Raw genomic sequence first — 21,843 nt, forward strand, 5'->3', positions numbered from 1 at the left:
AGGCTTAGCTCAGCTGGGAGAGCATCTGCCTTACAAGCAGAGGGTCGGGGGTTCGATCCCCTCAGCCTCCACCATATTTCTAATAAAATGACTGGTAATGGGGAATTTTATTCATATGCATAATGGGGATTAGCCAAGCGGTAAGGCAACGGACTTTGACTCCGTCATGCATAGGTTCGAATCCTATATCCCCAGCCATTTACGAGCCATTAGCTCAGTCGGTAGAGCACCTGACTTTTAATCAGGGTGTCGAAGGTTCGAGTCCTTCATGGCTCACCAGTTTTACAATATGCGCGTGTGGCGGAATTGGCAGACGCACTAGACTTAGGATCTAGCGTCTTTGACGTGGGGGTTCAAGTCCCTCCACGCGCATCACTTGCGGACGTGGCTCAGCGGTAGAGCATCGCCTTGCCAAGGCGAGGGTCGCGGGTTCGATTCCCGTCGTCCGCTCCATGATTTGTCCCCTTAGCTCAGCTGGATAGAGCGTTTGACTACGAATCAAAAGGTCGGGAGTTCGAATCTCTCAGGGGACGCCATAATGCTTTATGTAAATTGCATTATTTCGAATTATCGGGACGTAGCTCAGCTTGGTAGAGCACCTGGTTTGGGACCAGGGGGTCGCATGTTCAAATCGTGTCGTCCCGATACTTCATATGCGGGTGTAGTTCAATGGTAGAACTCCAGCCTTCCAAGCTGGTAGCGTGGGTTCGATTCCCATCACCCGCTCCATTGTGTACATACAAAGCCGCAAGGCTTTTTTTGCATTTTAATAAGATTATAGGCTGGAGAAAGCACTCGGTATGGTTTGGCTTTCTCCATTTTTCTATATACATTTATGCAGCCCCCAAACCCTAAAAAAGCAGAAGTATGAAGAATTCAAAAGTGCAAACTAAAGCGCTGATCTCAAGGTAAATCGTCCATATATATACGAAAGTCACCTGGAGTATAATAATTTACCTTTATGAATAAAAAAACATGCCTATTGGAAATAATAAAGTTCTTTTTCCTCGAATTTTTCCGTTTAAAATTAAAGCTTTTCACCGATTTTTATTGTATGATGTTAAGAAAGTGTCAATTTTTCGTGGTGTGAATATCGGATAAGATGGGAGGAAAAGCATGACTGAGCTTACGTTGACCGCAAATAAAAGCCAATCGAACAATCTACTGCGGCGTGACGTTCGTTTTTTGGGTACGATTCTCGGAGAGGTTCTTGTACACCAGGGAGGTAATGAGCTTCTTGACATCGTAGAGAGAATAAGAGAAACGAGCAAATCCTTACGGGCTGAATTTTTGCCTGAGCTTTTCGATGATTTCAAATCCATGATCGGGGGTCTGGAGCCGGAAATCCGGCATCAGGTTATCCGAGCCTTCGCCATATATTTTCAACTGGTGAACATTGCAGAGCAAAATCACCGTATTCGCAGAAAGCGTGATTACGAACGCTCTGCTGGTGAGGAAATCCAGCCTGGCTCTATCGAAAAATCCGTTCAGGAGCTGAAGGAGCAGGGATTCACAGCAGAGGATGTACACTCCATACTGGAGGAGCTCTCCCTGGAGCTCGTAATGACCGCTCACCCGACAGAAGCCGTGCGGCGTGCTATTCTGGATATTCATAAGCGCATATCCGATTATGTTATGCAATTGGATAATCCGACGCTGACCAACCGTGAGCGCGAACAGCTTCGTCAGAACCTGTTGAATGAGATCATTACGCTGTGGCAAACCGATGAGCTGCGGGACCGCAAGCCGACGGTACTGGACGAAGTCCGCAACGGCATGTATTTTTTCCATGAGACGCTGTTCCATGTACTCCCTGATGTGTATCAGGAGCTTGAACGGTGCCTGAATAAATATTATCCGGATACAAGATGGCATATCCCGACTTATCTCCGCTTCGGTTCCTGGATTGGCGGGGACAGAGACGGAAATCCTTCTGTAACCTCTGATATTACATTGGATACGCTGCGGATGCAGCGCAAGCTGGCTGTGCGGGAGTATCAGCGCATTCTGCATGACCTGATGGGTTCGTTGAGCTTCAGCACAAGCATCGTGAGCGTATCCGAGGAGCTATTGGCTTCCATAGAGCAGGACAAACTAAATGTTCCTCTGAAGAAGATGGAAATCTGGCATAATGAAAAAGAGCCGTACCGCATTAAATTGGCCTACATGATCGCCAAAGTGAACAACGTGCTTGATGATGCCAAAAGGGGCACCAAAGAGCAGTACACAAGCGCTGAAGAGCTTATTGCAGACCTTAATATCATCGACAGCAGCCTGCGTACTCACTTTGCTGATTATGTGGCGGACACTTACATTCAAAAGGTAATACGTCAGGTCGAGCTGTTTGGTTTCCATACGGCAACTCTGGATATCCGCCAGCACAGCCAGGAGCATGAAAATGCCATGGCGGAGATTTTGGCAAAAATGAACATTACGCCTGATTACAAAGCTCTGTCCGAGGAAGAGAAGATTGAGCTTCTGGAAACCTTGATGAATGATCCGCGTCCGATCACTTCGCGTTACCTGGATTACAGTGAAAGCACACGAGAGTGCCTGAACGTTTACCAGACCATTTACAAGGCTCAGCAGGAATATGGTAAACAATGCATCACAAGCTACCTGATCAGTATGACACAGGGTGCAAGCGATATGCTGGAAGTGATGGTTCTGGCCAAAGAATCCGGCTTGTTCCGCAAGGAAGTGGACGGCACAGTCGTCTGCAGCATTCAATCCGTTCCGCTCTTCGAGACAATCGATGACCTGCATGCCGCTCCGGAAATCATGAGAAGACTGCTGAAGCTTCCGGTTTACCGCCAGTCGGTAGCAGCGATGAATCAAATGCAGGAAATTATGCTCGGTTATTCGGACAGCAACAAGGATGGCGGGGTCGTAACGGCGAATTATGAGCTTCGTGTAGCCATGTACGAGTTGACCAAGGTGGCGGGCGAGTTCGATATCAAGCTGAAATTCTTCCATGGGCGTGGAGGAGCGCTTGGACGGGGAGGCATGCCGCTGAACCGCAGCATTCTGGCTCAGCCGCCGGGAACGGTAGGTGGAGGGATCAAGATTACAGAGCAGGGAGAAGTGCTTTCGTCCCGTTATTCTTTAAAAGGAATCGCTTATCGCAGTCTTGAACAGGCGACATCTGCTCTGCTGACCTCGGCCATGTATCGCCGATCCGGCAAGGAAGAAAAGCTGAATGAACAGTGGGAAACTATTATCTCACAGATTTCCGCAGTCTCGCTGGAAAAATATCAGGACCTGATTTTCCGTGATCCGGACTTTTTTTCCTTCTTTAAAGAATCTACGCCGCTTCCGGAAATTGGAGAGCTTAACATCGGCTCCAGGCCGTCGAAGCGCAAAAACAGCGACCGCTTCGAGGATTTGCGTGCTATTCCTTGGGTGTTTGCTTGGACACAGAGCCGTTACTTGCTGCCAGCCTGGTATGCAGCCGGCTCAGGACTGCAAAGCTTCTATCAGGACAAGGAAGAGAATTTGCAGGTGCTGCAGACGATGTACCGGGAGTTCCCGTTCTTCCGTTCCTTGATCGATACGCTGCAAATGGCCATTGCCAAAGCGGATCTGCTGATTGCCAAGGAATACTCGGGCATGACGGGGAATGATGAAGCACGCCAGCGTATACTCGGACTAATCACGCAGGAATATGAGCTGACTTCCAGCCTAATACTGAAAATTACAGGGCAGAATGAAATTCTGGATAATGTCCCTGTTATTCAGGAGTCCATCCGGTTGCGGAACCCTTATGTCGATCCGCTAAGCTACCTGCAGGTGCAGCTGTTAAGCGAGCTGCGTGCAACGAGAGAGCAAAGCGGCGAAGACGCAGAGCTGCTGCGGGAAGTATTGCTTACCATCAACGGTATTGCGGCAGGGCTAAGGAATACCGGCTGATGCGTTTGCAGAGAGTGCAGAGGATGTTTTAAAATATGCAGTCGGGTGCTCTAATGAGGACCCGGCTGCTCTGTTATTGTTAGCAGGAACAAAATCATTTCAGCCCATCAGCAAGTCTGGGGGAATAACGGTGGAAAACATGGACAGCCGCTTGGTCAGGCTGATTCTAAAAGGGGATCAGCGGGCCTTTGCGGAGCTAGTGGAGCTTTACAAAGATAAAATATTTCATCTGACGTACCGCATGCTGGGGAACCGGCATGAAGCTGAAGATATGGTACAGGAGACGTTTTTACGCGTTTACCGCAACCTGGATAAGTACGATCCCAATCAAAAGTTCTCCACATGGATATACCGGATTGCTACCAATTTATGCATTGACCGGTTGCGAAGAAGAAAGCCTACATATTCTCTGGATGCGGAAATCAATGAGCAGGAGGGCAGCGATGGGTACGCCATGCTTCCAAGTGATGAACGTACACCTGAAGGTGAGACCCTGCTGCTGGAGACGCAGACTCAAATCCGGGAAGCTATAGACAGCTTGCCGGCTAAGTACAAGTCCATTATGGTGCTCCGCTATTTACAGGATATGTCCCTCCAGGAGATCAGCGATGTGCTTAATTTGCCGGTCACGACAATTAAGACGCGGGTACACCGGGGGCGTGAGTTTTTGCGGAAAAAGCTTGAACACAAATTGTAGCTTATATTTTTGTGAAACATATCTGCTGCGGCAGCGTATGTAATGTTGTATGAACGGATCTTGCGCCAACGGGATGCGCCGACCCTGTGTGTCCGCGTCTGCTGGCTGCAAGTCGGAAGACTACAAGAAAGGATTGGCTCATATGGAATGCAAAGAGGCCGTCTCTTTGATGCACCTATACCTGGATGGCGATCTGTCCATGCTGGAAAAGGAAGAGCTGCAGGATCATCTGCTGGAATGCCAGGATTGCCGGATGCGGTTTAAAGAGCTGGAGCGGACCGAAATGATGCTGTTCGGAATCCAGCACCCCCTGCCTTCTGTAACGGATGAGTTGACCGATCGGATTTTGGGTGTTATGCCAACACCGAAACGGCAACAGCCATGGGTCAAATGGATCAGAAGACATCCGGCTGCAACGGCTGCGGCTTTCTTCCTTGTTGTTATCCTATCCAGCCTTTTGAGCAATTGGGGCCAAAACAGCCAGCTTGTGGTCCGTGGGGACAATCTGGATCAGGTGGTCATCCATGGCAACACGGTAATTGTGCCTGAAGGCAAGGCCATCAATGGAGATTTGACGGTGGAAAATGGAACTGCTCAAGTCTACGGGGATGTAGAAGGAAATTTGACGGTGATTGACGGATCCTATTATCAGGCGTCAACCGCACATATATCGGGACAGGTAAAGAGCATTGACCGGGCACTGGATTGGGTATGGTATAAAATTTCGGATTTATTCACAGAAGTGGCATACCGCTAGGGCTTGGCTGGCAGTACCTATGAAAAGCGCCTTTTTCCAAGAAAAGGGCGCTTTTTCGAGTTAGAATGTTCCAGAATTTTGTGAAAATAACCGGAATGCACCATTAAATTCGGAGTTCGGCTTGCAACCTGACGGCGATCGTTATAACCTAGATAAAGAGACCATACTATATACATACTGATGCTTTAAACGACCCACTTATTACTGACATTGCGGGGGCATGCGCATGCTGGAGTACTTTACGGATATGACCTGGAAAGAGTCCATTAAGGACTTGATCGATATTTTAATTGTAACGTACATTATATATCAGATTATATTGCTGGTACGGGGGACCCGGGCAGTTCAGCTGCTCAAAGGAATCCTCGTGCTGGTTGTGATATGGGCTCTAAGCACCTGGTTTGATTTGTATACGCTGAAGTGGTTGATGAACCAGATGTTCACCTTTGGGGTGCTGGCGGTCTTTATTATCTTTCAGCCTGAGCTCAGACGGGGGCTTGAGCAGCTCGGAAGGGGGAAGCTGTTTGGCCGTTCGTCTGCCGAGGATGAAGAACTGAATAAGCTGATCGGCGAGATTATCAAAGCGCTGAACTATCTTTCCCGAAGGAAGATCGGTGCCCTGATTGTCTTTGAGCGCGAGACCGGTTTGAACGAATATACGGAGTCCGGGATAAGAACCCAGGCCGTAGTGAGTTCGGAGCTGCTTATCAATATCTTTATTCCGAATACGCCTCTGCATGATGGGGCGGTTATTATTCAGAACAACCAGATTGCAGCCGCAGCATGTTATCTACCTCTATCGGAGAATCCCTTTATCAGCAAGGAGCTTGGTACAAGACACCGGGCTGCGATCGGCGTTAGTGAGATGGCTGATGCGGTTTCCATTGTCGTGTCTGAGGAGACAGGCCAAATTTCGCTTGCTATTAACGGGCAGGTAGTCAGGGACATTAAAGAAGAATCGCTGATCTCCAAATTATATGAGGAACTGCGCCCGGCCACATCGACTAAGGAAAAGCGCAAGCCGTTCTGGAAGCGGGGGGGAGGCGCCACCAATTCATGATGGACAGATGGTTTAATAATGCAACTTTTTCCAAAATACTGGCTTTGTTGATCAGCATCCTGCTTTGGGCTATGGTCCATCTGGACAGCGGCACGACTTCGCCGGGAATTACAACGGCTTATGACAATAAAACAATAAAAGATGTAGCTGTTCAGGCGGTGGGACTGAATGACAATTATGTGCTTTCTGCCATGAGTACGGACAGGGTGAATCTTGAGGTTAGGGGACAGCGTTCCCTGTTGACTTCTTTTTTTACGGACGACTATAAAGTAACTGTGGATTTATCCAATGTGAAGGCCGGGACGGAAACGCTGCCGCTGAGAGCTGATCTGCCTTCCGGAGTTGAGGTTATCTCCATTAATCCGTCCATGGTTACGGTAACGGTGGAAGAGAAGAAAACAAAGTCATTCAATGTAACGATTTCGACGGCTGGTGAGCCGGCGGCTGGTATGAGGCTTGGCACTCCTTCCTCGGACCCTGCCGCCGTGAATGTCACTTTGGCGGAGAGCCGGCTTGAAGCGGTGGCTTCTGTGCGCGGTATCGTGGACGTAAGCGGAGCAAAGGAAAATGTGTCCGAACGCAAAGTACGTCTAAAAGCATACGATAAAAACGGCCAGGAAATTGAGGAGGCTGTGATTGAGCCTGCTACGGTGTCCGCTGAAGTGCCGATTGTTCAGGGCTACAAAACAATGCCCATACGGGTGAGCTACACAGGCGACCTGCCGGACGGCCTGGTTGTGGCCAGTGTGAAGTCCAGCGTAACAGAGGCGAGTGTATATGCTCCAACCTCCGTATTGTCGGGATTAACGGGAAATGTTACTGCGACTCTGGATCTTAGCACGTTGACGGAGGCAGGGACCAAGCAGGTTGAGGCCAAGCTGACCGTGCCTGCCGGGGCGGAAAGAGTAGATCCGTCAGCAATTACGCTGGATGTTACGGTAGCTCCGGGTGGAGCGGTGCCCACAACACAGAGGACGATAGAGAACGTTCCGATCCAAATCAGCGGAGCCGGCGATTCCGGAAGTGTTACGATAGTGACCCCGGAAAGCCAGACCATGAATGTCAGTATCAATGGACCGGAAGATCTAGTGAAGGAGCTGACGGATAACGATATTATATTGGTGGCGGATGTTGCGGGCCTGGAGCCCGGGCAGCATGATGTGCCCCTCAAGGTAACGCTGCCGAAGTATATTTCACTTGCAGATGAAGGAGCTTCGTTATCGATTACCGTACAAGTGCAAGGTGGTTCGGAGCCAACTGTCACGGGTTCGGAGGGGGATACGGGAGCGAATTCGTCGGGACAGAGCGGCGACGCCGCGAATGTCGGAGGTGCTCCCGACGCTCAGCCTGCGGATGGCGCTGCGGCAGGGGGAACGGCGGAGGGCGGACAGGATGCCCCCCAGCAGGGCAGTCAGGACAACACAGGGGATACAGGTCAGCCTTAAGATAAACCAAACATATATATTAAAGAGGGAGTCATTATAATGGGAAAATATTTTGGCACAGACGGCGTAAGAGGCGTAGCAAATAAAGAGCTGACGGCGGAATTGGCCTACAGCATCGGACGTTGCGGCGGTTACGTGCTGGCTGGAAATGTGGAGAAACCGACGGTTGTGATTGGCATGGATACCCGGATTTCGGGGGTTATGCTGGAATCGGCCCTGGTGGCCGGATTACTGTCCATTGGAGCGAATGTCATTCGTCTGGGAGTGGTCTCCACACCAGGTGTTGCATATATAACACGCATGCTCAAAGCGGATGCGGGGGTCATGATTTCCGCTTCTCATAATCCGGTTGAGGATAACGGGATCAAGTTTTTTGGAGGGGACGGATTCAAGCTGTCGGATGAGACGGAGCTGAAGATCGAAGCATTAATGGATGCGGAGGAGGATCAGCTGCCTCGCCCTGTGGGAAGCGGGCTGGGTGCAGTAACCGTGGATGACAAATCCCGTTACCTGTACCTGGATTACTTGAAGACGACGGTTTCCAACTCTTTTAAAGGGCTTAAAATTGTTCTGGACTGCGCCAACGGTGCGGCTTACGAGCTGGCTCCCAAGCTTTTCGCAGAGCTGGGCGCGGAAGTGATCGCAATCGGGGCGGATCCAAACGGCTTGAATATTAACGATCATTGCGGGTCTACGCATCCGGAGAAGCTGAAGGAGGAGGTTCTCCGTCTGAAAGCGGATATCGGTCTTGCTTTTGACGGGGATGCGGACCGTCTGATCGCCATTGATGAAAATGGGGAAGAGGTAGACGGGGATTTCATTCTCTGCATTTGCGGGGATGCCATGAACCGTGCCGGCAAGCTGAAAGACAGCACAATTGTGTCTACGGTTATGAGCAATATCGGTTTCTATAAAGCGGCTGAGAAACTTTCCCTGAAAACAGCGAAAACGGCTGTTGGCGATCGTTATGTCATGGAGGAAATGCGCCGTGGCGGCTACAATCTGGGCGGGGAGCAGTCAGGGCACGTAATTTTCCTGGATTATAATACAACTGGCGACGGTATGCTGACTGCCATTCAGTTGGTCGATACCCTTGTGGCGTCCGGCAAGAAGTTCAGTGAACTGAAGTCCTTAATGAAGCAGTATCCTCAGGTGCTGGTGAACGTTCGTGTACAGGATAAGACCAATTATCCTGGCAATGCGGCCATTGCTGAAGCCATTCAAAAGGTCGAGCAGAAGCTCGGCGACAACGGACGTGTGCTTGTTCGCCCTTCCGGTACGGAATCGTTGATCCGGGTAATGGCGGAGGGCCCTGACAAGGCTGAGCTTGAGCGTTATGTCGAAGAAATTGTCGAAGTTGTGAAAAAAGAGCTCGTGTAAAGGTACGGTTGAGCCTGTGCCCGAGCGCTGCAGGACATCCTTTGGATTCAGACGGTATCGGGCACGGGAAACTATATGAAAGAAAAATTGGTACAAGCATGGAACAAAAACCATTGCCAAATCGACATAGACATGCATATAATGTATGAAGTATTTTGATTCAGGAATAGAAAGTGAGGACAGTGAGGTTTACAACCACTAAGCGCCAGAGCTTGTATATATGCGCGGGGGAACTGAGGTTCACGGCATATCAAGCTGACGAGGTGGAGGTGTTCGAAATGTTCGGCGGGGACCTCCCGGTGATGCATCTCAACCGTAAACCGGTTTTCGGAAAAGAAATGGGTGACCATTTTCACAACGACCCGGTAGATGCCACTAAATATAAAATTGTGAATTCATTTCATGAATGTGCGGCCATCAGCAGCTGTGCGGTACGGGAAAACGTGACATTCGTGAAGTTTTTAATTGTCGATTAGGTTATCTTTGACAACTTCATAATGAACTCTTTCCCGCATATACCGCATGCTTTTTTTCTTGGTCCCATTCTGTTGAAATGATGATCGGAGGAAATCGAACATGTGTGGTATTGTAGGGTATATTGGGGATAAGAATACACAGGAAATTTTGCTGGATGGCTTGAGCAAGTTGGAATACCGCGGGTACGATTCGGCGGGAATCGCCGTATTTACGAACGATGGTCTTAAAGTTGCAAAGTCCAAAGGCCGCCTTGCCAACCTGGAAGCGAAGCTGGAAGGAGCTCCACTGATCGGCAGCGCCGGTATCGGACATACGCGCTGGGCTACACACGGTAAGCCATCTGACGTAAACTCTCATCCGCATATGGATGAAAGCCGGAAATTCTCAGTTGTTCATAACGGCATTATCGAGAATTACCTGGAGCTGAAAGAGGAGCTGTTGAAGGAAGGGCATACGTTCCTGTCCGAAACGGATACGGAAATCGTGTCCCACTTGATCGCGCGTGAGTACGAGGGTGACATCGTCAAAGCGGTGCAAAAAGCTATTACCCATATCCGCGGAGCGTTTGCGCTGGGGGTATTGACCGAATATGAGCCAGACAGATTGGTTGCTGTTCGTCAGGCAAGCCCGCTGGTCATCGGTGTAGGGGAAGGCGAAAATTTCATTGGTTCTGATATTCCTGCTATCTTAAAATATACACGTAAAGTATACATTCTCGAAGACGGTGAGATGGCAGTGCTGACGAAGGACGCTGTCGAACTGTTGACGATTGAAGGGAACTTTATTGCTCGGGAAATGATCCATGTCGATTGGGATGCCGTGACTGCTGAAAAAGGCGGTTATGAGCATTTCATGCTGAAAGAAATTCATGAGCAGCCACGAGCTTACCGGGATACGATGCTTGGACGTATCGATCATGACAATCATCAGGTCGTTCTGCCGGAGCTGAAGCTGTCTGTCGAGCAGATTAAAAATATCCGCAATGTCCAGATTGTTGCCTGCGGTACGGCATATAATGCCGGTCTGATCGGTCGCACGGTAATTGAGCAGTTTGCCCGCATTCCGGTTGAGAATGATGTGGCATCCGAATACCGTTACCGTTCGCCAATCATCACTCCGGAGACGCTCGTGATCGTAGTCAGTCAATCCGGCGAAACGGCCGATACGTTGGCGGCGCTGCGTGAAGCGAAAGCTAACGGCGCACATGTGCTGGCAATTACCAACGTAGTTGGCAGCTCCATCGCCCGCGATGCGGACGATGTGCTCGTCACGCTGGCCGGTCCTGAGATTGCCGTAGCTTCGACTAAAGCATACACTTCGCAGCTGATTGCTTTTTATCTGTTCGGTCTGTATCTTGCACAAGTGCGCGGTACGATGACCAAGGACGAAATTGCCCATGTATTGGCGGCAATGGAATCACTGCCTGAGCAAGTGGAAGCGATGCTAAACAATGCGGATACGATCAAATCTTACGCCGAGCATATTGCGAAGCACAAGCATCTGTTCTTCATTGGCCGCGGCCAGGACTACGCTGTAGTGCAAGAGGGCTCTCTGAAGCTGAAGGAGATCTCCTACATTCATTCCGAAGCTTATGCTGCGGGCGAGCTGAAGCATGGCACGCTGGCTCTGATTGAAGATGGCGTTCCTGTCATCTCCTTAATCACCCAAGAATCCGTGATGGAGAAAACATTGAGCAATATCAAGGAAGTGAAAGCACGCGGCGCCGAGGTTCTCGCGATCTCCTATGAAGAGCACGCTGCCGAGCTGCTGAAATCCGTAGACCATGTGATTACGATTCCGAAAACTCTGCCGGTTCTGACAGCTGCGCTTTCGGTCGTAACGCTTCAACTGCTGGCATACTACGCTTCTCTCGCGTTGGGTCATGATGTCGATAAGCCCCGTAACCTGGCGAAGAGCGTGACGGTGGAGTAATTATTTTTAAAACGTAATCTTTTTTGTGTTCAGTTACATTAAAGTTGGTGTACGAGTATTAAAACCGGTTGTCCATATTTAGGATGACCGGTTTTTTAAGTTGCTGGAAACAGACTAAATTTACAATAAAAAGTTATTAATTTGATTTTCATATCTTTATAATAAAAATAGGAATTAATGCTCATATTTCCACGCAAAGCAAGCTCAAGTTCATTTTTCTTTTTCTTCATGGTTCTATGTGCGAAACCAGCAAGTTTCTCGGGATCCGTTTCGCCATTGACCATGGCCTCAAGCATATCGCGGCTAGAAACGCCCATAATGTCAGAGACAACGGAAGCCAGCTTGATGTTGGCACCTTCAAGAACTTTCTGTATACGGTTATGTTCACGATCTCGTTCCTGAATGAAGCTGCGGCGGTAACGGACTAATTCCCGCAACTCACGCTGATTCCGGTCCGAAATGTAACTTGCCTTTGATAGTCCGTGACGCAGCAAGTCTACAATCCATTCGGCGTCTTTCACATCTGTCTTGCGTCCAGGAACAGCCTTCATGTGCTGAGCATTGACTACAAGAAATTTCTATAACGATCACCTTTCTGACGGCAAACTCAATTGAGGACTGTTGAAACAACCAGAAAAGGGTTAACCTACTCTGCGTGCTTCCCGAAGGAGCGACAATTCGTGGTGCACCGAGGTCGTTGAAGTCAGACTAACGGTAGGGCTCGTGGCACCATAGTTCACCGACCTTCCTCGCCAGCCGTAAGGTTGCCTACGTGTTATCCACCCGTTCACCACTATCCCTCCAAAGGGACCGCTCGACTTGCATGTATTAGGCACGCCGCCAGCGTTCGTCCTGAGCCTCTAGGCGACAGTAGACTTCTTCAATTCCTTGCTGCCTCAACTGGCCAACTTTTTCCTTATCTCGGTGCTGGGGGTCATAGTCAATTTCCTGGTCATGAAGCTGTTCTCACGTGCTGCCGGCGGGGCCGCCGACGCTGCTAAGTGAGTTGGATCGGTGCGCGACCCCGTGCGCGTTGGGGGCAGTTCAGGGCCGTTCAATGCCCGCGAAGATGCGCAGGACTTCGGCCGCATGGGCGGTGGGGTCGAACGGTGGGTTGCCAATCCCATGTGTGATAGGTTCCGTGGTCACGGAGTTCCAAAGCCGATCGTGCTTGCCTGCGGCAAAGTCGAGGAGGGCGTCGCGAACGAAGGTGTCCCTGATGGCTTGCTCGTCGCTATGTTGGGGGCGTTGCTGGCCGACGATGCCGTACATCTCTGTGCCGTGTACGGCTGGCGCACCCTCGACAGGGCCAACGGCGAGCAGGTGGGCGTTGCCGCCTGCAGCGGCGTGGGCGAGTGCCGCACGGGCGGCGGGTAGGGTATAGAGGTAGTCGGTCAAGAGCGCCCCGCGTACTTCGACCGGAGTGCGTCCGTTGACGTCGTAGGCGGCGACGATGCGCCGAGCACGGCTTCGAGGGATCCGAGACTTCGTTACCAATTCGTCAACGAGGTTGTCGATGCTGCCCGGGTCGAACTGCTCGGTCGCGTTGATAACCCACCAGTCCCCCTCGTTCGTCGCCGTGCTAAAGAGAATGTCGACGTCGCGGTGACGCCCGGATTCGAGGACACGCAGCGGTGTGTCGGCGAGAACGCCACCGGTCTGAGAGTGATCGTTCACGATGCCAATAGTCGTGTTGTCGATGCCGTTTCGGTCGCCGATGTCACGTGGGTTAACCTTAACGAGCGTCTCGGCGAGGAGCTTCCCATCCAGGGTGAGCAGTTGTTCGGGATCGTCCGTGATGCCGAGTTCGGTGAGAAACGTGTTCGCTAGTTCTTCGGCCCACCAGGCGGGAACGATCCGGGATGCACCACCGGAGAATGCAGCGAGGCGCTGGTAGAGGCCGTCAGCCGCCGGTGCTGCGAGGAGCGCTATCGAGGAGAACGCGCCGGCGCTGTGGCCGGTGACGGTGACGTTCTGAGGGTCGCCACCGAAGCGAGCGATGTTCTCCTGCACCCATCTGAGCGCGGTGATGATGTCCTGCAGGCCGAGGTTAGTGGCGTCCGTGAACGCGCCACCGTATTGGGAGAGCGAGAGCCAACCGAACGGGCCGAGCCGGTAGTTCAGGGACACCCCAATGGCGCGGCCGGTCGCGGCGAGACCTGAGGCGTTTGAGGTGGTCTGGGTGTTCGCGCCGCGTTCGAAGCCGCCACCGTAGATGTAGACGATCACGGGGAGCGGTTCGTCGCCAGCGTCTTCGGGTGCCCAGACGTTGAGGTTCAGGCAGTCCTCGCTGAATCCGTTGTCGGCCTCCAACCAGCTATTATCGCCGGGTTGCAGCGGTGCGGGTCCCTTCTGGTCGTATGGCAGGACCGGGTTGAACGGCAGCAAAATAGGGCGGCGAAAGCGTTCTGCACTGGCGTAGGGGATGCCCAGCCAGGAGCGGATCGCTCGGGCAGCGGTATCGGTATTGTTCATGTGTTCGGTCCTTCCGTTGAGGGTGTGGTCAGGTTTCATTTGTATTGGTCCTTTCATAAGTAAGATGATATGATCATTTTAGGTCATTATTTATAATAACAAAAGGTAAAATCAAGACTATGACTGACATATTTCGGACATTTCAGTCAACCCCATCGGCCTTGGATTGATTGAGGATGCCGTGATGGTGTGCACGTCCAACAAGAGGGAAGATACGGAATGCCGTAGCTACCGACCGTTGAACAGCAAGATTACGAAAATTTTTTTGAGAAGCAAATCTATTTAATTGCTAAACTATTTGCCTATTTCATGGAACATCCAATTATTTTCATAGGTTACAGTTTAAGTGATAAAAATATAAAATCCATTCTATACAATGTTAAACAGAGTATTGATACAAAATCAGAGCCAATGATTGATAAGGTCCGTTGACTGGAGCTTGGAGGTAATAAACCCAGAGACTACACCACCTAGGGAAAACTCGTAATGGGGAATCAATAAGAGTCTACAAGAAACTGCAAACATACGATAAGCTATACGAGGCTTTGTATCAAGATTCAGTTGATATAGAGTTCCTAAAGCAAATTGAAGAAACAGTTTATAACGTACTAAAAAGCGACACTATTACCAATATTGAAGTTGATAGAGTGGACGCCAATACTGGTCTTATGCTTACGATCTAATTAATTGTGTCTCTAGACAAATGGGGATTAATTTGAGAGGTGTATAATGAAAAAAATAGTAATTCATGGGGCGGAGAAATGCAAAAGATTTGTTGTGTTCGATAAAATGAATTACTGAACAATAAAAAAACTAGACCGAAATAATGAAGTTGTAGAATAAACGCTAGCGTGAACCTAACGGGAAACGTTCATTTAAATCTATTCCGCTTTGTTTTTTACCTATTTTTGATTGATTTTATGTTTCCTGAAGGGCGTATACCCACCTGAATACAGGGATCCCGCCTGAAATCCCAGGGATTTCGCAAAAAGCAGCGGATCACATTCCTTTTGCTGTTCCATTAAATTTAACATAATTTGGGCACATGCCCGGGCGTCATCGAGCGCATTATGGTGATTTAAACGAATTCCGAAATGGTTAGAGATGATGTTTAATTTATGGGAGGATAGCTCTTGTAGCAGCTTTTTCCCAATTCTGTACGTACATAAATATTGTATCTCTGGATAGCTTTTTTCAGCGGCATCTAAACAACACCTTAGCACGCTTATATCAAAAACAGCATTATGTGCAATAATAATTTCTCCGGATACTAGTGGTTCAATGGTTGTCCATAGTTCTCCAAATATTGGTTGCTCGTCAACCATGAAAGGTGTAATACCATGGATGGCAATATTCATTCGATTAAAAGGCTGTTGTGGATCAATTAGCCATTCATATTCACCTGTTACAATCCCATCTCTAACTTGAACTAAACCCAGGGAGCACGCACTCGATCGGTTTAAGTTTGCGGTTTCAAAATCAATTGCTGTAAAATTCAAAAGTTCATTCTCCTTTATCTTCCTATACCTTAAAAGAAGGATAGGCCCCGCCTATTCAAGCACTTTTCCTTTTAAGGGATAAACCTTATCGGAAGAAATGAATATCATTTCCTCCGGAAAAAACTTTTTAAAATACTTTTCCACTCTAAGATGAATATCCATTTGATACCATTCGGACAACTCGTTCTCTTTAAACAAAAATGGCATGCCTAAGCGCTCGGAACGTTTCCCTCTTGCTCCATCTCCAATGTTAAGTGTGTCGATGTAGATCCGATCAACGATGGACTCCAGTATTTTAGGAAAATCGGGTGTGAATGGAAGTACCGGCGAAATGGAAGCTTGGGTAGCGATTCCTACGTTATTCACTTCTTTTAATGCCTTCAAGCGTAACTTAATACCTGGAGCATGGGGAGCGAACAATCGTTTCATATCTTCCCGATCTGTTTCTATAGTCATAGAGACAAGGACCTCACATTTTTGATTTAGTTCAATTAATAGATTAAGATCCCTTACGACAAGAGGACTTCGTGTTTGTATCTGAAGGAAATCTGGAGGGTGTTTGACCATTTCCTCTAAAATAGAGCGTGTTAGCTCTGTCTTCCGTTCCAGTGGTTGATAGGGATCTGTTGCAGTAGACATAAAAAGATTAATGGGTTTATTTCTTCGGCGGAGATTGACCATCTCATTCCGATAGTTACCGACGGCATTTGTTTTGATGCTTACCCATTCTCCCCAGGGAGTATCACTGTACCTTTGAATAGGCATTTCTCTAACGTAGCAATACCTACATCCAAAAGCACAACCACTATAAGGATTTAATGAATGTGTGAAACCAACACTTGAATCTCCTTTCATTTCAGTTAAGATTTTTTTTGCTGTTATGCTATTAACCTGCATGTTAGCCTCCCATATTTCGGATGCTGATACCTGTTTTGTTTCGTCTCAATATTATGGTATGATCATTTTAGGTCACTTGTCAGATTTGATGAAGGCGAAAACGGGAAATTTAATGATATTTTACGGACATTTCGGTTCATCAAATACTCTTAAAGGAGGTTTGTGTAATCGTTCATTCATTCAAACAGGAAAAAAATATAAGGCCTCTTAAATATAATCCAGTGTTTTCTTACCCCTACGATCTGGAGATTTTTAGTGTATCTTCTCTCAAAGAGCGAACACCAGAGGATCGTATGAAAATTACTTATCGTTATGAATTTTATATGATCATTTGTGTCACGGAAGGAATGTGTACTCAATGGATCGATTTTGAACCCATCCCTTGTAAGGAAGGAACATTGATAGCAGTAACACCAGGACAAGTCCATAATTTTGGACACGATGATAACTGGGACGGATGGGTTATTCTATTCCGTGAAGAATTCCTTCTTCCTGCTTCACTTACGTTGAGTGAACTGAATTTAACGTTTGATATCGGAAGAACGCCTAATAGTTTGACTTTAAATAATACAGAGCTGCATCGGGCAAACACTTTAATAGAGCAAATGGTTCAAGACTCTTTAATTCAAGTAGCCAAAGAGGATGTTCATATGTTGTTACGCTATCAGCTTTATGCATTTGTAGCATGGCTCAACATTATTCATAAACAAAAAAATATCCCTACTACTTCTCAGGTCTCACAAAAGTTTTTAAAATTTCAAGAATTAGTGGAGAAAAATTATGCCAAGTTAAATCATGTTAGTGACTATGCTGCCCTTTTAAATTGCACAGAAAAAACATTAACACGGGTTACGGTCGCAGCTGTTGGAATAAGTGCTAAAGCTTTCATATCAGCTCGAATTAGTCTCGAAGCTAAGCGTTTATTAATGCATACAGATTACTTGATTAGCGACATTGCAGAAATGCTTAACTTTCAAGAAACTACTCACTTTAGTAAATTTTTCAAACGGGAAACTGGCTATACGCCTGTAGAATTCCGAAAGCAGAACCTTTAATTATATCAGGAAACACATTTGTTCTACAAAAGGGAGTGATACTGTGATACAAGGAACATTATTTGATAATGAACATGATCGACCGTTGGCTAATCGTGTGCGTCCTCAATCGTTGGAAGACTTTATAGGTCAAAAACATTTACTTGGCCCTGGAAAAGTTCTGCAAGATATGATCAAAAATGATCAAGTGTCTTCTATGATATTTTGGGGTCCTCCAGGTGTTGGCAAAACAACACTAGCTAAAATCATTGCCAATCAAACCAAGTCTAAGTTTATTGATTTTAGTGCAGTAACTAGCGGTATTAAAGAAATCCGAAATATAATGAAAGAAGCTGAAGAAAACAGGAAATTAGGAGAGAAAACCCTCTTATTCATTGATGAAATTCATAGATTTAATAAGGCACAACAGGATGCCTTTCTTCCGTATGTGGAAAAAGGGAGCATTATTCTCATCGGCGCGACAACCGAGAATCCATCGTTTGAAGTTAACTCTGCCTTGTTATCTCGTAGCAAAGTTTTTGTACTTCACCAACTAAGCAGTGAAGATATTGTTGAATTATTAAAAAAAGCGATTTTGAATCCTAAAGGATACGGAGATCAAAAGATAGGTTTAGAAGAGGGCGTACTTTCTGCTATCGCGGAATATTCAAATGGAGATGCCAGGGTGGCATTAAACACCTTAGAAATCGCTGTGCTAAACGGAGAGAAACAAGGTGAAACTATTGAAATTAGCAAAGAAGGGCTGCTACAAATTATTCATCGAAAATCACTTTTGTATGATAAAGATGGAGAAGAACACTATAATATCATTTCCGCATTGCATAAATCCATGCGAAATAGTGATGTAAATGCATCTATTTATTGGTTGTCTCGAATGTTGGAATCAGGTGAAGATCCTTTATTTATTGCTCGTAGGCTAGTTAGGTTTGCAAGTGAGGACGTGGGTTTGGCGGACAATAGGGCTTTGGAAATCGCTGTTTCGGTGTTTCAAGCATGTCAATTCATAGGGATGCCAGAGTGCGATGTACATCTAACACAAGCCGTTATATATCTGACCCTAGCTCCCAAATCGAATTCTGCTTACTTGGCTTACCGCTATGCGAAAAAAGATGCCCTACATTCCATGAGCGAACCTGTTCCTTTGCAACTTCGGAACGCTCCAACGAAGCTTATGAAAGAGCTGAACTATGGTAAAGGGTATCAGTACGCCCATGACACAGAAGAAAAGCTAACAATGATGCAGACTATGCCAGATTCCCTGATCGGACGCGAATATTACCATCCGACAACACAGGGGTCTGAATTTAAAATTAAACAAAGGATGGAAGAAATTGCAGCATGGCACAAGAAAAACAGCAATCAGTAATAGCTTTACAAATAGGAGAATACCAAAATGAAATTAGAAGAAATCGTAGAGTACTGTTTATCTTATCCAGCCTCATATGAGGACCATCCTTTTGGAGAAGGTTGGACAGCCATACGTCACAAAGGAAATAAGAAAATCTTTGCGTTAATATTTGAAAAAGATGATCATCTTTGCGTTAACCTGAAATGTGTTCCTGATCGATCTGATTTCCTTCGAAACGCATTTAAAGAAGTTAAGCCGGGATATCATATGAGTAAAGAGCATTGGAATACGATTATCTTAGATGGAAACCTTCCGGAGGATGATCTTCACGATATGGTAAAACATAGTTTTGACCTTACAAAACCCAAACGTAAAGTGAAAAAATAACTTAATATAGATACGTAATTCAATGTAGGAACAATGAAATGTGTAAGGTACCAACTTTAATGTCATTAAACAACCGACACACCCGATTTTTCTACAAACATCATGGGCCGTCCTACGAGGTGAGGACGGCCCATTTTCATTGTGGATGGGGGATGATTATGAGGGTTATAGGCGACTACAAACTCCTATCTAACAATACTCATGTCTGTTCGGCCATCAGACGAGGTGGTAAGGGCATATCATTCCCGAACCACCATTCCACAGCCCCCGCGACCGCTGTCCCAAAAAAATTGAAGGATAACCTCTTCACTTAACCCTTGATTTTTTCCTTTAGTTACATCCATTTCAACCTTGTACTCTTCAACCACTAGATCAAGGAACCGACTACGAAAATAAGTTGCACTTTTCGTGTTTAGCATTGTTGAAAAGAATATATGATGTCGAAAGCAATGGATAACTAGGACGAGTTTAGAGGAGGATACATTCATGGTTAATTGTGGGGAGCCCTTATCTTAACTCAATGATAAGCACACGCGCTCGGTCCGCAACTATCAAGGTTACGCCGCGCGAAAGCAGCTCCTAGTAGAACATAAAATCGGATGAAACCCTGACGCTCCCGATTTTCGATCCATCAATCAACACCTTATAACGATTTGTTCATTAATTAACAAATCGTTTAATATTGACGATTGCAATCATTTTGTTTTTCTTTAAAATATAGACATATGTTGATAAATAGTTTTTCGTTCATTAAATGCACTTTATAACAACGCATGAGTTATGCCGACGGCTTCACTTTCGGGAACACGCTTTGAAGAATGGCTACCAATGTTAGACAACATTCTCTCGGCAGTCTTATTCATTCGCCAAAGAAGCAGGAGGGCTATTTATGAATCGAATTGAAAAGAGCCAAGAAAAGTATAAACAACTATTTGGTGATGGAATCCCTGCCGCGTATGCTACCGATCCGGATTTACAGGACATCCTGAGCCGTTTTATTTTTGGGGAAGTTTTTTATCAAGGTCACCTGGATAATAAACAGCGGGAGCTTATCACTCTGGTTGTGCTTACAGCGAACCAAACATTGCCTCAGCTGCAGGCTCACGTTCACGCCGCACTGAACGTCGGGCTCACACCGGTGGAAATCAAAGAGGCGATTTACCAGTGTGCGCCTTACCTGGGATTTCCCAAAACGCTGAACGCGAGTAATGAAGTCAACGAGGTTTTCAAAGCGAGGAATATTGTACTGCCGCTTGAAAGCCAGACGCAGGTTGAAGAAGATACCCGTTTTGACAATGGACTTGCCGTGCAAACAAAGATTTTTGGCGATGTCATTCCCAGAATGCGCGAAAGTGCTCCGGCCAACCAAAAACACATACAGGATTATCTTTCTTCTTTCTGTTTTGGGGACTTCTATACCCGCGGCGGGCTTGATTTGAAAACACGGGAGTTGTTGACACTTTGCATCATATGTGCACTGGGTGGTGCTGAAGGTCAAGTGAAGGCACATGTGCAGGGCAACGTAAATGTGGGCAATGACAAGGAAACATTGATTACGGCCATTACCCACAGCCTCCCATATATAGGCTTTCCGAGAACACTGAATGCATTAGCATGTATTAATGAAATTATTCCGGAGATTTAAGTTAAAAGCCGAAGAGCTAAACATCTCTCTCTGTTTCATTTAAAGAAATTATTAATGGGAAATGGGGAAAACAAGGATTTAGGACAAGCAGTTAATTGAATTCTGCCAGAAGAATGACATCCTTGTAGAGGCATATTCACCAATTGCACACGGTGCGATCCTTGAGAATACTGAGGTTAAGGCAATAGCTGATAAGTATGGAGTATCTGTTGCTCAGCTTTGCCTGTGTTATGATATCCAGCTGGGTCTTGTCGTAATCCCTAAGACGGCAAATCCAGATCACATGAGAATCAATGCAGAGCTTGATTTTGTGATTAGCGATGCAGATATGGAAACTTTGAAGAATGTAGAGCACATCCAGGATTATGGTGAGCATAGCTTCTTCCCGGTATTTGGCGGGAAATAAAAGTAAATCGGTAATGAATGGGGGTTTTTTACAATGGCAAAACATGAAGAAGTGCAAAATGGCGTGATTTTCCCCGTGGGAGAGAAGAATGAAGCATTTGCAAAGTATTTTGTGGGACAAAGCTACCTGAAAACATTGGTTGCCGATCCTAAAGTTAATGTTGGAGTTGGGAATGTGACCTTTGAGCCGGGTTGCCGGAATAACTGGCACATCCATCGAAATGGGTATCAAATTTTATTAGTAACTGGCGGTGAAGGGTGGTACCAAGAAGAGGGACAACCTGCCCAATTCTTGAAAGCCGGTGATGTTATTGTTACCCATGATGGTGTAAAACACTGGCATGGTGCAACAAAAGACAGCTGGTTTGAACATATTGCAATCACTGCAGGTACCCCGGAATGGCTGGAGCCAGTGTCAGATGAAGAATATACCAAACTTTAAATGATAAAAACGTTACTATTGGAGTCCTCATAT

General features: G+C 46.9%; 18 protein-coding genes, 7 tRNA genes and 1 pseudogene. 22 read left to right on the forward strand and 4 right to left on the reverse strand.

Annotated elements, in window-relative coordinates:
- The first annotated feature begins 123 nt into the window (after positions 1-123).
- From ACE5KN_RS22380 to glmS, 15 genes are all read left to right on the forward strand, one after another.
- Positions 124-198: transfer RNA gene (locus ACE5KN_RS22380), tRNA-Gln, on the forward strand.
- A gap of 5 nt (positions 199-203) precedes the next feature.
- Positions 204-279, forward strand: a tRNA-Lys gene (locus tag ACE5KN_RS22385).
- A gap of 12 nt (positions 280-291) precedes the next feature.
- Positions 292-372 (forward strand) — tRNA-Leu (locus ACE5KN_RS22390).
- Between the two features lie 6 nt (positions 373-378).
- Positions 379-453: transfer RNA gene (locus ACE5KN_RS22395), tRNA-Gly, on the forward strand.
- A 6-nt stretch (positions 454-459) separates the two neighbouring features.
- Positions 460-536 (forward strand) — tRNA-Arg (locus ACE5KN_RS22400).
- A gap of 35 nt (positions 537-571) precedes the next feature.
- Positions 572-645: transfer RNA gene (locus ACE5KN_RS22405), tRNA-Pro, on the forward strand.
- Positions 646-655: 10 nt separating this feature from the next.
- Positions 656-729 (forward strand) — tRNA-Gly (locus ACE5KN_RS22410).
- A gap of 387 nt (positions 730-1,116) precedes the next feature.
- On the forward strand, positions 1,117-3,909 hold the full coding sequence (ppc, locus tag ACE5KN_RS22415; RefSeq protein WP_375527894.1) for a phosphoenolpyruvate carboxylase: 2,793 nt from the start codon (positions 1,117-1,119) through the stop codon (positions 3,907-3,909).
- A gap of 130 nt (positions 3,910-4,039) precedes the next feature.
- The gene (gene sigW / locus ACE5KN_RS22420; protein ID WP_375527895.1) at positions 4,040-4,606 is read left to right on the forward strand and encodes an RNA polymerase sigma factor SigW; all 567 of its coding nucleotides are present in this window, start codon (positions 4,040-4,042) and stop codon (positions 4,604-4,606) included.
- A 142-nt stretch (positions 4,607-4,748) separates the two neighbouring features.
- Positions 4,749-5,363 (forward strand): zf-HC2 domain-containing protein, encoded by a 615-nt coding sequence (locus ACE5KN_RS22425; RefSeq protein WP_375527943.1) that lies wholly within the window; start codon positions 4,749-4,751, stop codon positions 5,361-5,363.
- A 226-nt stretch (positions 5,364-5,589) separates the two neighbouring features.
- Positions 5,590-6,423 carry a diadenylate cyclase CdaA gene (gene cdaA, locus ACE5KN_RS22430; RefSeq protein WP_375527896.1) on the forward strand — a complete coding sequence of 278 codons (834 nt, stop codon included), beginning with the start codon at positions 5,590-5,592 and terminating at the stop codon, positions 6,421-6,423.
- Positions 6,420-7,868, forward strand: a complete 1,449-nt coding sequence (locus tag ACE5KN_RS22435) for a CdaR family protein (protein WP_375527897.1) — start codon at positions 6,420-6,422, stop codon at positions 7,866-7,868. The genes cdaA and ACE5KN_RS22435 overlap by 4 nt, the downstream gene beginning before the upstream one ends.
- A 39-nt stretch (positions 7,869-7,907) precedes the next feature.
- A complete protein-coding gene (gene glmM, locus ACE5KN_RS22440; RefSeq protein WP_375527898.1) occupies positions 7,908-9,248 on the forward strand; it encodes a phosphoglucosamine mutase in 1,341 nt (446 codons plus the stop codon).
- 263 nt (positions 9,249-9,511) lie between these two features.
- On the forward strand, positions 9,512-9,724 hold the full coding sequence (locus ACE5KN_RS22445; RefSeq protein WP_375533156.1) for a hypothetical protein: 213 nt from the start codon (positions 9,512-9,514) through the stop codon (positions 9,722-9,724).
- A 100-nt stretch (positions 9,725-9,824) separates the two neighbouring features.
- Complete coding sequence (gene glmS / locus ACE5KN_RS22450) at positions 9,825-11,657, forward strand: glutamine--fructose-6-phosphate transaminase (isomerizing) (protein WP_375527900.1); 1,833 nt, start codon at positions 9,825-9,827, stop codon at positions 11,655-11,657.
- Between the two features lie 182 nt (positions 11,658-11,839).
- On the opposite strand, the pseudogene ACE5KN_RS22455 reads toward glmS, so the two are convergent.
- Together ACE5KN_RS22455 and ACE5KN_RS22460 are read right to left on the reverse strand one after the other, a co-directional pair.
- Positions 11,840-12,229 (reverse strand): annotated as a pseudogene (locus ACE5KN_RS22455) (IS110 family transposase); the annotation flags it as partial.
- A gap of 472 nt (positions 12,230-12,701) precedes the next feature.
- On the reverse strand, positions 12,702-14,189 hold the full coding sequence (locus ACE5KN_RS22460) for a carboxylesterase family protein (protein WP_375527901.1): 1,488 nt from the start codon (positions 14,187-14,189) through the stop codon (positions 12,702-12,704).
- 228 nt (positions 14,190-14,417) lie between these two features.
- On the opposite strand from ACE5KN_RS22460, the gene ACE5KN_RS22465 reads away from it, so the two are divergent.
- The gene (locus ACE5KN_RS22465; RefSeq protein ID WP_375527944.1) at positions 14,418-14,564 is read left to right on the forward strand and encodes an SIR2 family protein; all 147 of its coding nucleotides are present in this window, start codon (positions 14,418-14,420) and stop codon (positions 14,562-14,564) included.
- Between the two features lie 470 nt (positions 14,565-15,034).
- On the opposite strand, the gene ACE5KN_RS22470 is transcribed toward ACE5KN_RS22465, so the two are convergent.
- Positions 15,035-15,631, reverse strand: coding sequence for a 3'-5' exonuclease (locus ACE5KN_RS22470; protein ID WP_375527902.1), 597 nt, complete (start codon positions 15,629-15,631; stop codon positions 15,035-15,037).
- 51 nt (positions 15,632-15,682) lie between these two features.
- Positions 15,683-16,528: an SPL family radical SAM protein gene (locus ACE5KN_RS22475; protein ID WP_375527903.1), complete on the reverse strand. Its 846-nt coding sequence runs from the start codon at positions 16,526-16,528 to the stop codon at positions 15,683-15,685.
- A 293-nt stretch (positions 16,529-16,821) separates the two neighbouring features.
- Between ACE5KN_RS22475 and ACE5KN_RS22480 the strand changes: the two genes are divergently transcribed.
- The 6 genes from ACE5KN_RS22480 to ACE5KN_RS22505 all read left to right on the forward strand — a co-directional run bounded on the left by ACE5KN_RS22480 (position 16,822) and on the right by ACE5KN_RS22505 (position 21,810).
- Complete coding sequence (locus tag ACE5KN_RS22480; RefSeq protein ID WP_375527904.1) at positions 16,822-17,583, forward strand: AraC family transcriptional regulator; 762 nt, start codon at positions 16,822-16,824, stop codon at positions 17,581-17,583.
- A gap of 43 nt (positions 17,584-17,626) precedes the next feature.
- Positions 17,627-18,949 carry a replication-associated recombination protein A gene (locus ACE5KN_RS22485; RefSeq protein ID WP_375527905.1) on the forward strand — a complete coding sequence of 441 codons (1,323 nt, stop codon included), beginning with the start codon at positions 17,627-17,629 and terminating at the stop codon, positions 18,947-18,949.
- A gap of 27 nt (positions 18,950-18,976) precedes the next feature.
- Positions 18,977-19,318 (forward strand): MmcQ/YjbR family DNA-binding protein, encoded by a 342-nt coding sequence (locus ACE5KN_RS22490; protein WP_375527906.1) that lies wholly within the window; start codon positions 18,977-18,979, stop codon positions 19,316-19,318.
- An 889-nt stretch (positions 19,319-20,207) separates the two neighbouring features.
- Entirely contained in the window at positions 20,208-20,963 is a 756-nt protein-coding gene (locus ACE5KN_RS22495) for a carboxymuconolactone decarboxylase family protein (protein WP_375527907.1), read from the forward strand.
- Between the two features lie 94 nt (positions 20,964-21,057).
- Positions 21,058-21,369, forward strand: coding sequence for an aldo/keto reductase (locus ACE5KN_RS22500; RefSeq protein ID WP_375527945.1), 312 nt, complete (start codon positions 21,058-21,060; stop codon positions 21,367-21,369).
- A gap of 33 nt (positions 21,370-21,402) precedes the next feature.
- Positions 21,403-21,810 (forward strand): cupin domain-containing protein, encoded by a 408-nt coding sequence (locus ACE5KN_RS22505; RefSeq protein ID WP_375527908.1) that lies wholly within the window; start codon positions 21,403-21,405, stop codon positions 21,808-21,810.
- Positions 21,811-21,843 lie beyond the last annotated feature (33 nt).

Origin of the sequence: Paenibacillus terreus (genome assembly GCF_042138595.1) — a bacterium.
GTDB classification, from domain to species: Bacteria; Bacillota; Bacilli; order Paenibacillales; family Paenibacillaceae; genus Paenibacillus; species Paenibacillus terreus.

What these genes read in the sequence shown, in the direction of transcription:
- ppc (WP_375527894.1), top strand. Translation starts at nt 1,117, where the DNA reads ATGACTGAGCTTACGTTGACCGCAAATAAAAGCCAATCGAACAATCTA.
- ACE5KN_RS22425 (WP_375527943.1), top strand. Translation starts at nt 4,749, where the DNA reads ATGGAATGCAAAGAGGCCGTCTCTTTGATGCACCTATACCTGGATGGC.
- cdaA (WP_375527896.1), top strand. Translation starts at nt 5,590, where the DNA reads ATGCTGGAGTACTTTACGGATATGACCTGGAAAGAGTCCATTAAGGAC.
- ACE5KN_RS22435 (WP_375527897.1), top strand. Translation starts at nt 6,420, where the DNA reads ATGATGGACAGATGGTTTAATAATGCAACTTTTTCCAAAATACTGGCT.
- glmM (WP_375527898.1), top strand. Translation starts at nt 7,908, where the DNA reads ATGGGAAAATATTTTGGCACAGACGGCGTAAGAGGCGTAGCAAATAAA.
- glmS (WP_375527900.1), top strand. Translation starts at nt 9,825, where the DNA reads ATGTGTGGTATTGTAGGGTATATTGGGGATAAGAATACACAGGAAATT.
- ACE5KN_RS22460 (WP_375527901.1), bottom strand. Translation starts at nt 14,189, where the DNA reads ATGAAAGGACCAATACAAATGAAACCTGACCACACCCTCAACGGAAGG.
- ACE5KN_RS22475 (WP_375527903.1), bottom strand. Translation starts at nt 16,528, where the DNA reads ATGCAGGTTAATAGCATAACAGCAAAAAAAATCTTAACTGAAATGAAA.
- ACE5KN_RS22480 (WP_375527904.1), top strand. Translation starts at nt 16,822, where the DNA reads ATGAAAATTACTTATCGTTATGAATTTTATATGATCATTTGTGTCACG.
- ACE5KN_RS22490 (WP_375527906.1), top strand. Translation starts at nt 18,977, where the DNA reads ATGAAATTAGAAGAAATCGTAGAGTACTGTTTATCTTATCCAGCCTCA.
- ACE5KN_RS22495 (WP_375527907.1), top strand. Translation starts at nt 20,208, where the DNA reads ATGAATCGAATTGAAAAGAGCCAAGAAAAGTATAAACAACTATTTGGT.
- ACE5KN_RS22505 (WP_375527908.1), top strand. Translation starts at nt 21,403, where the DNA reads ATGGCAAAACATGAAGAAGTGCAAAATGGCGTGATTTTCCCCGTGGGA.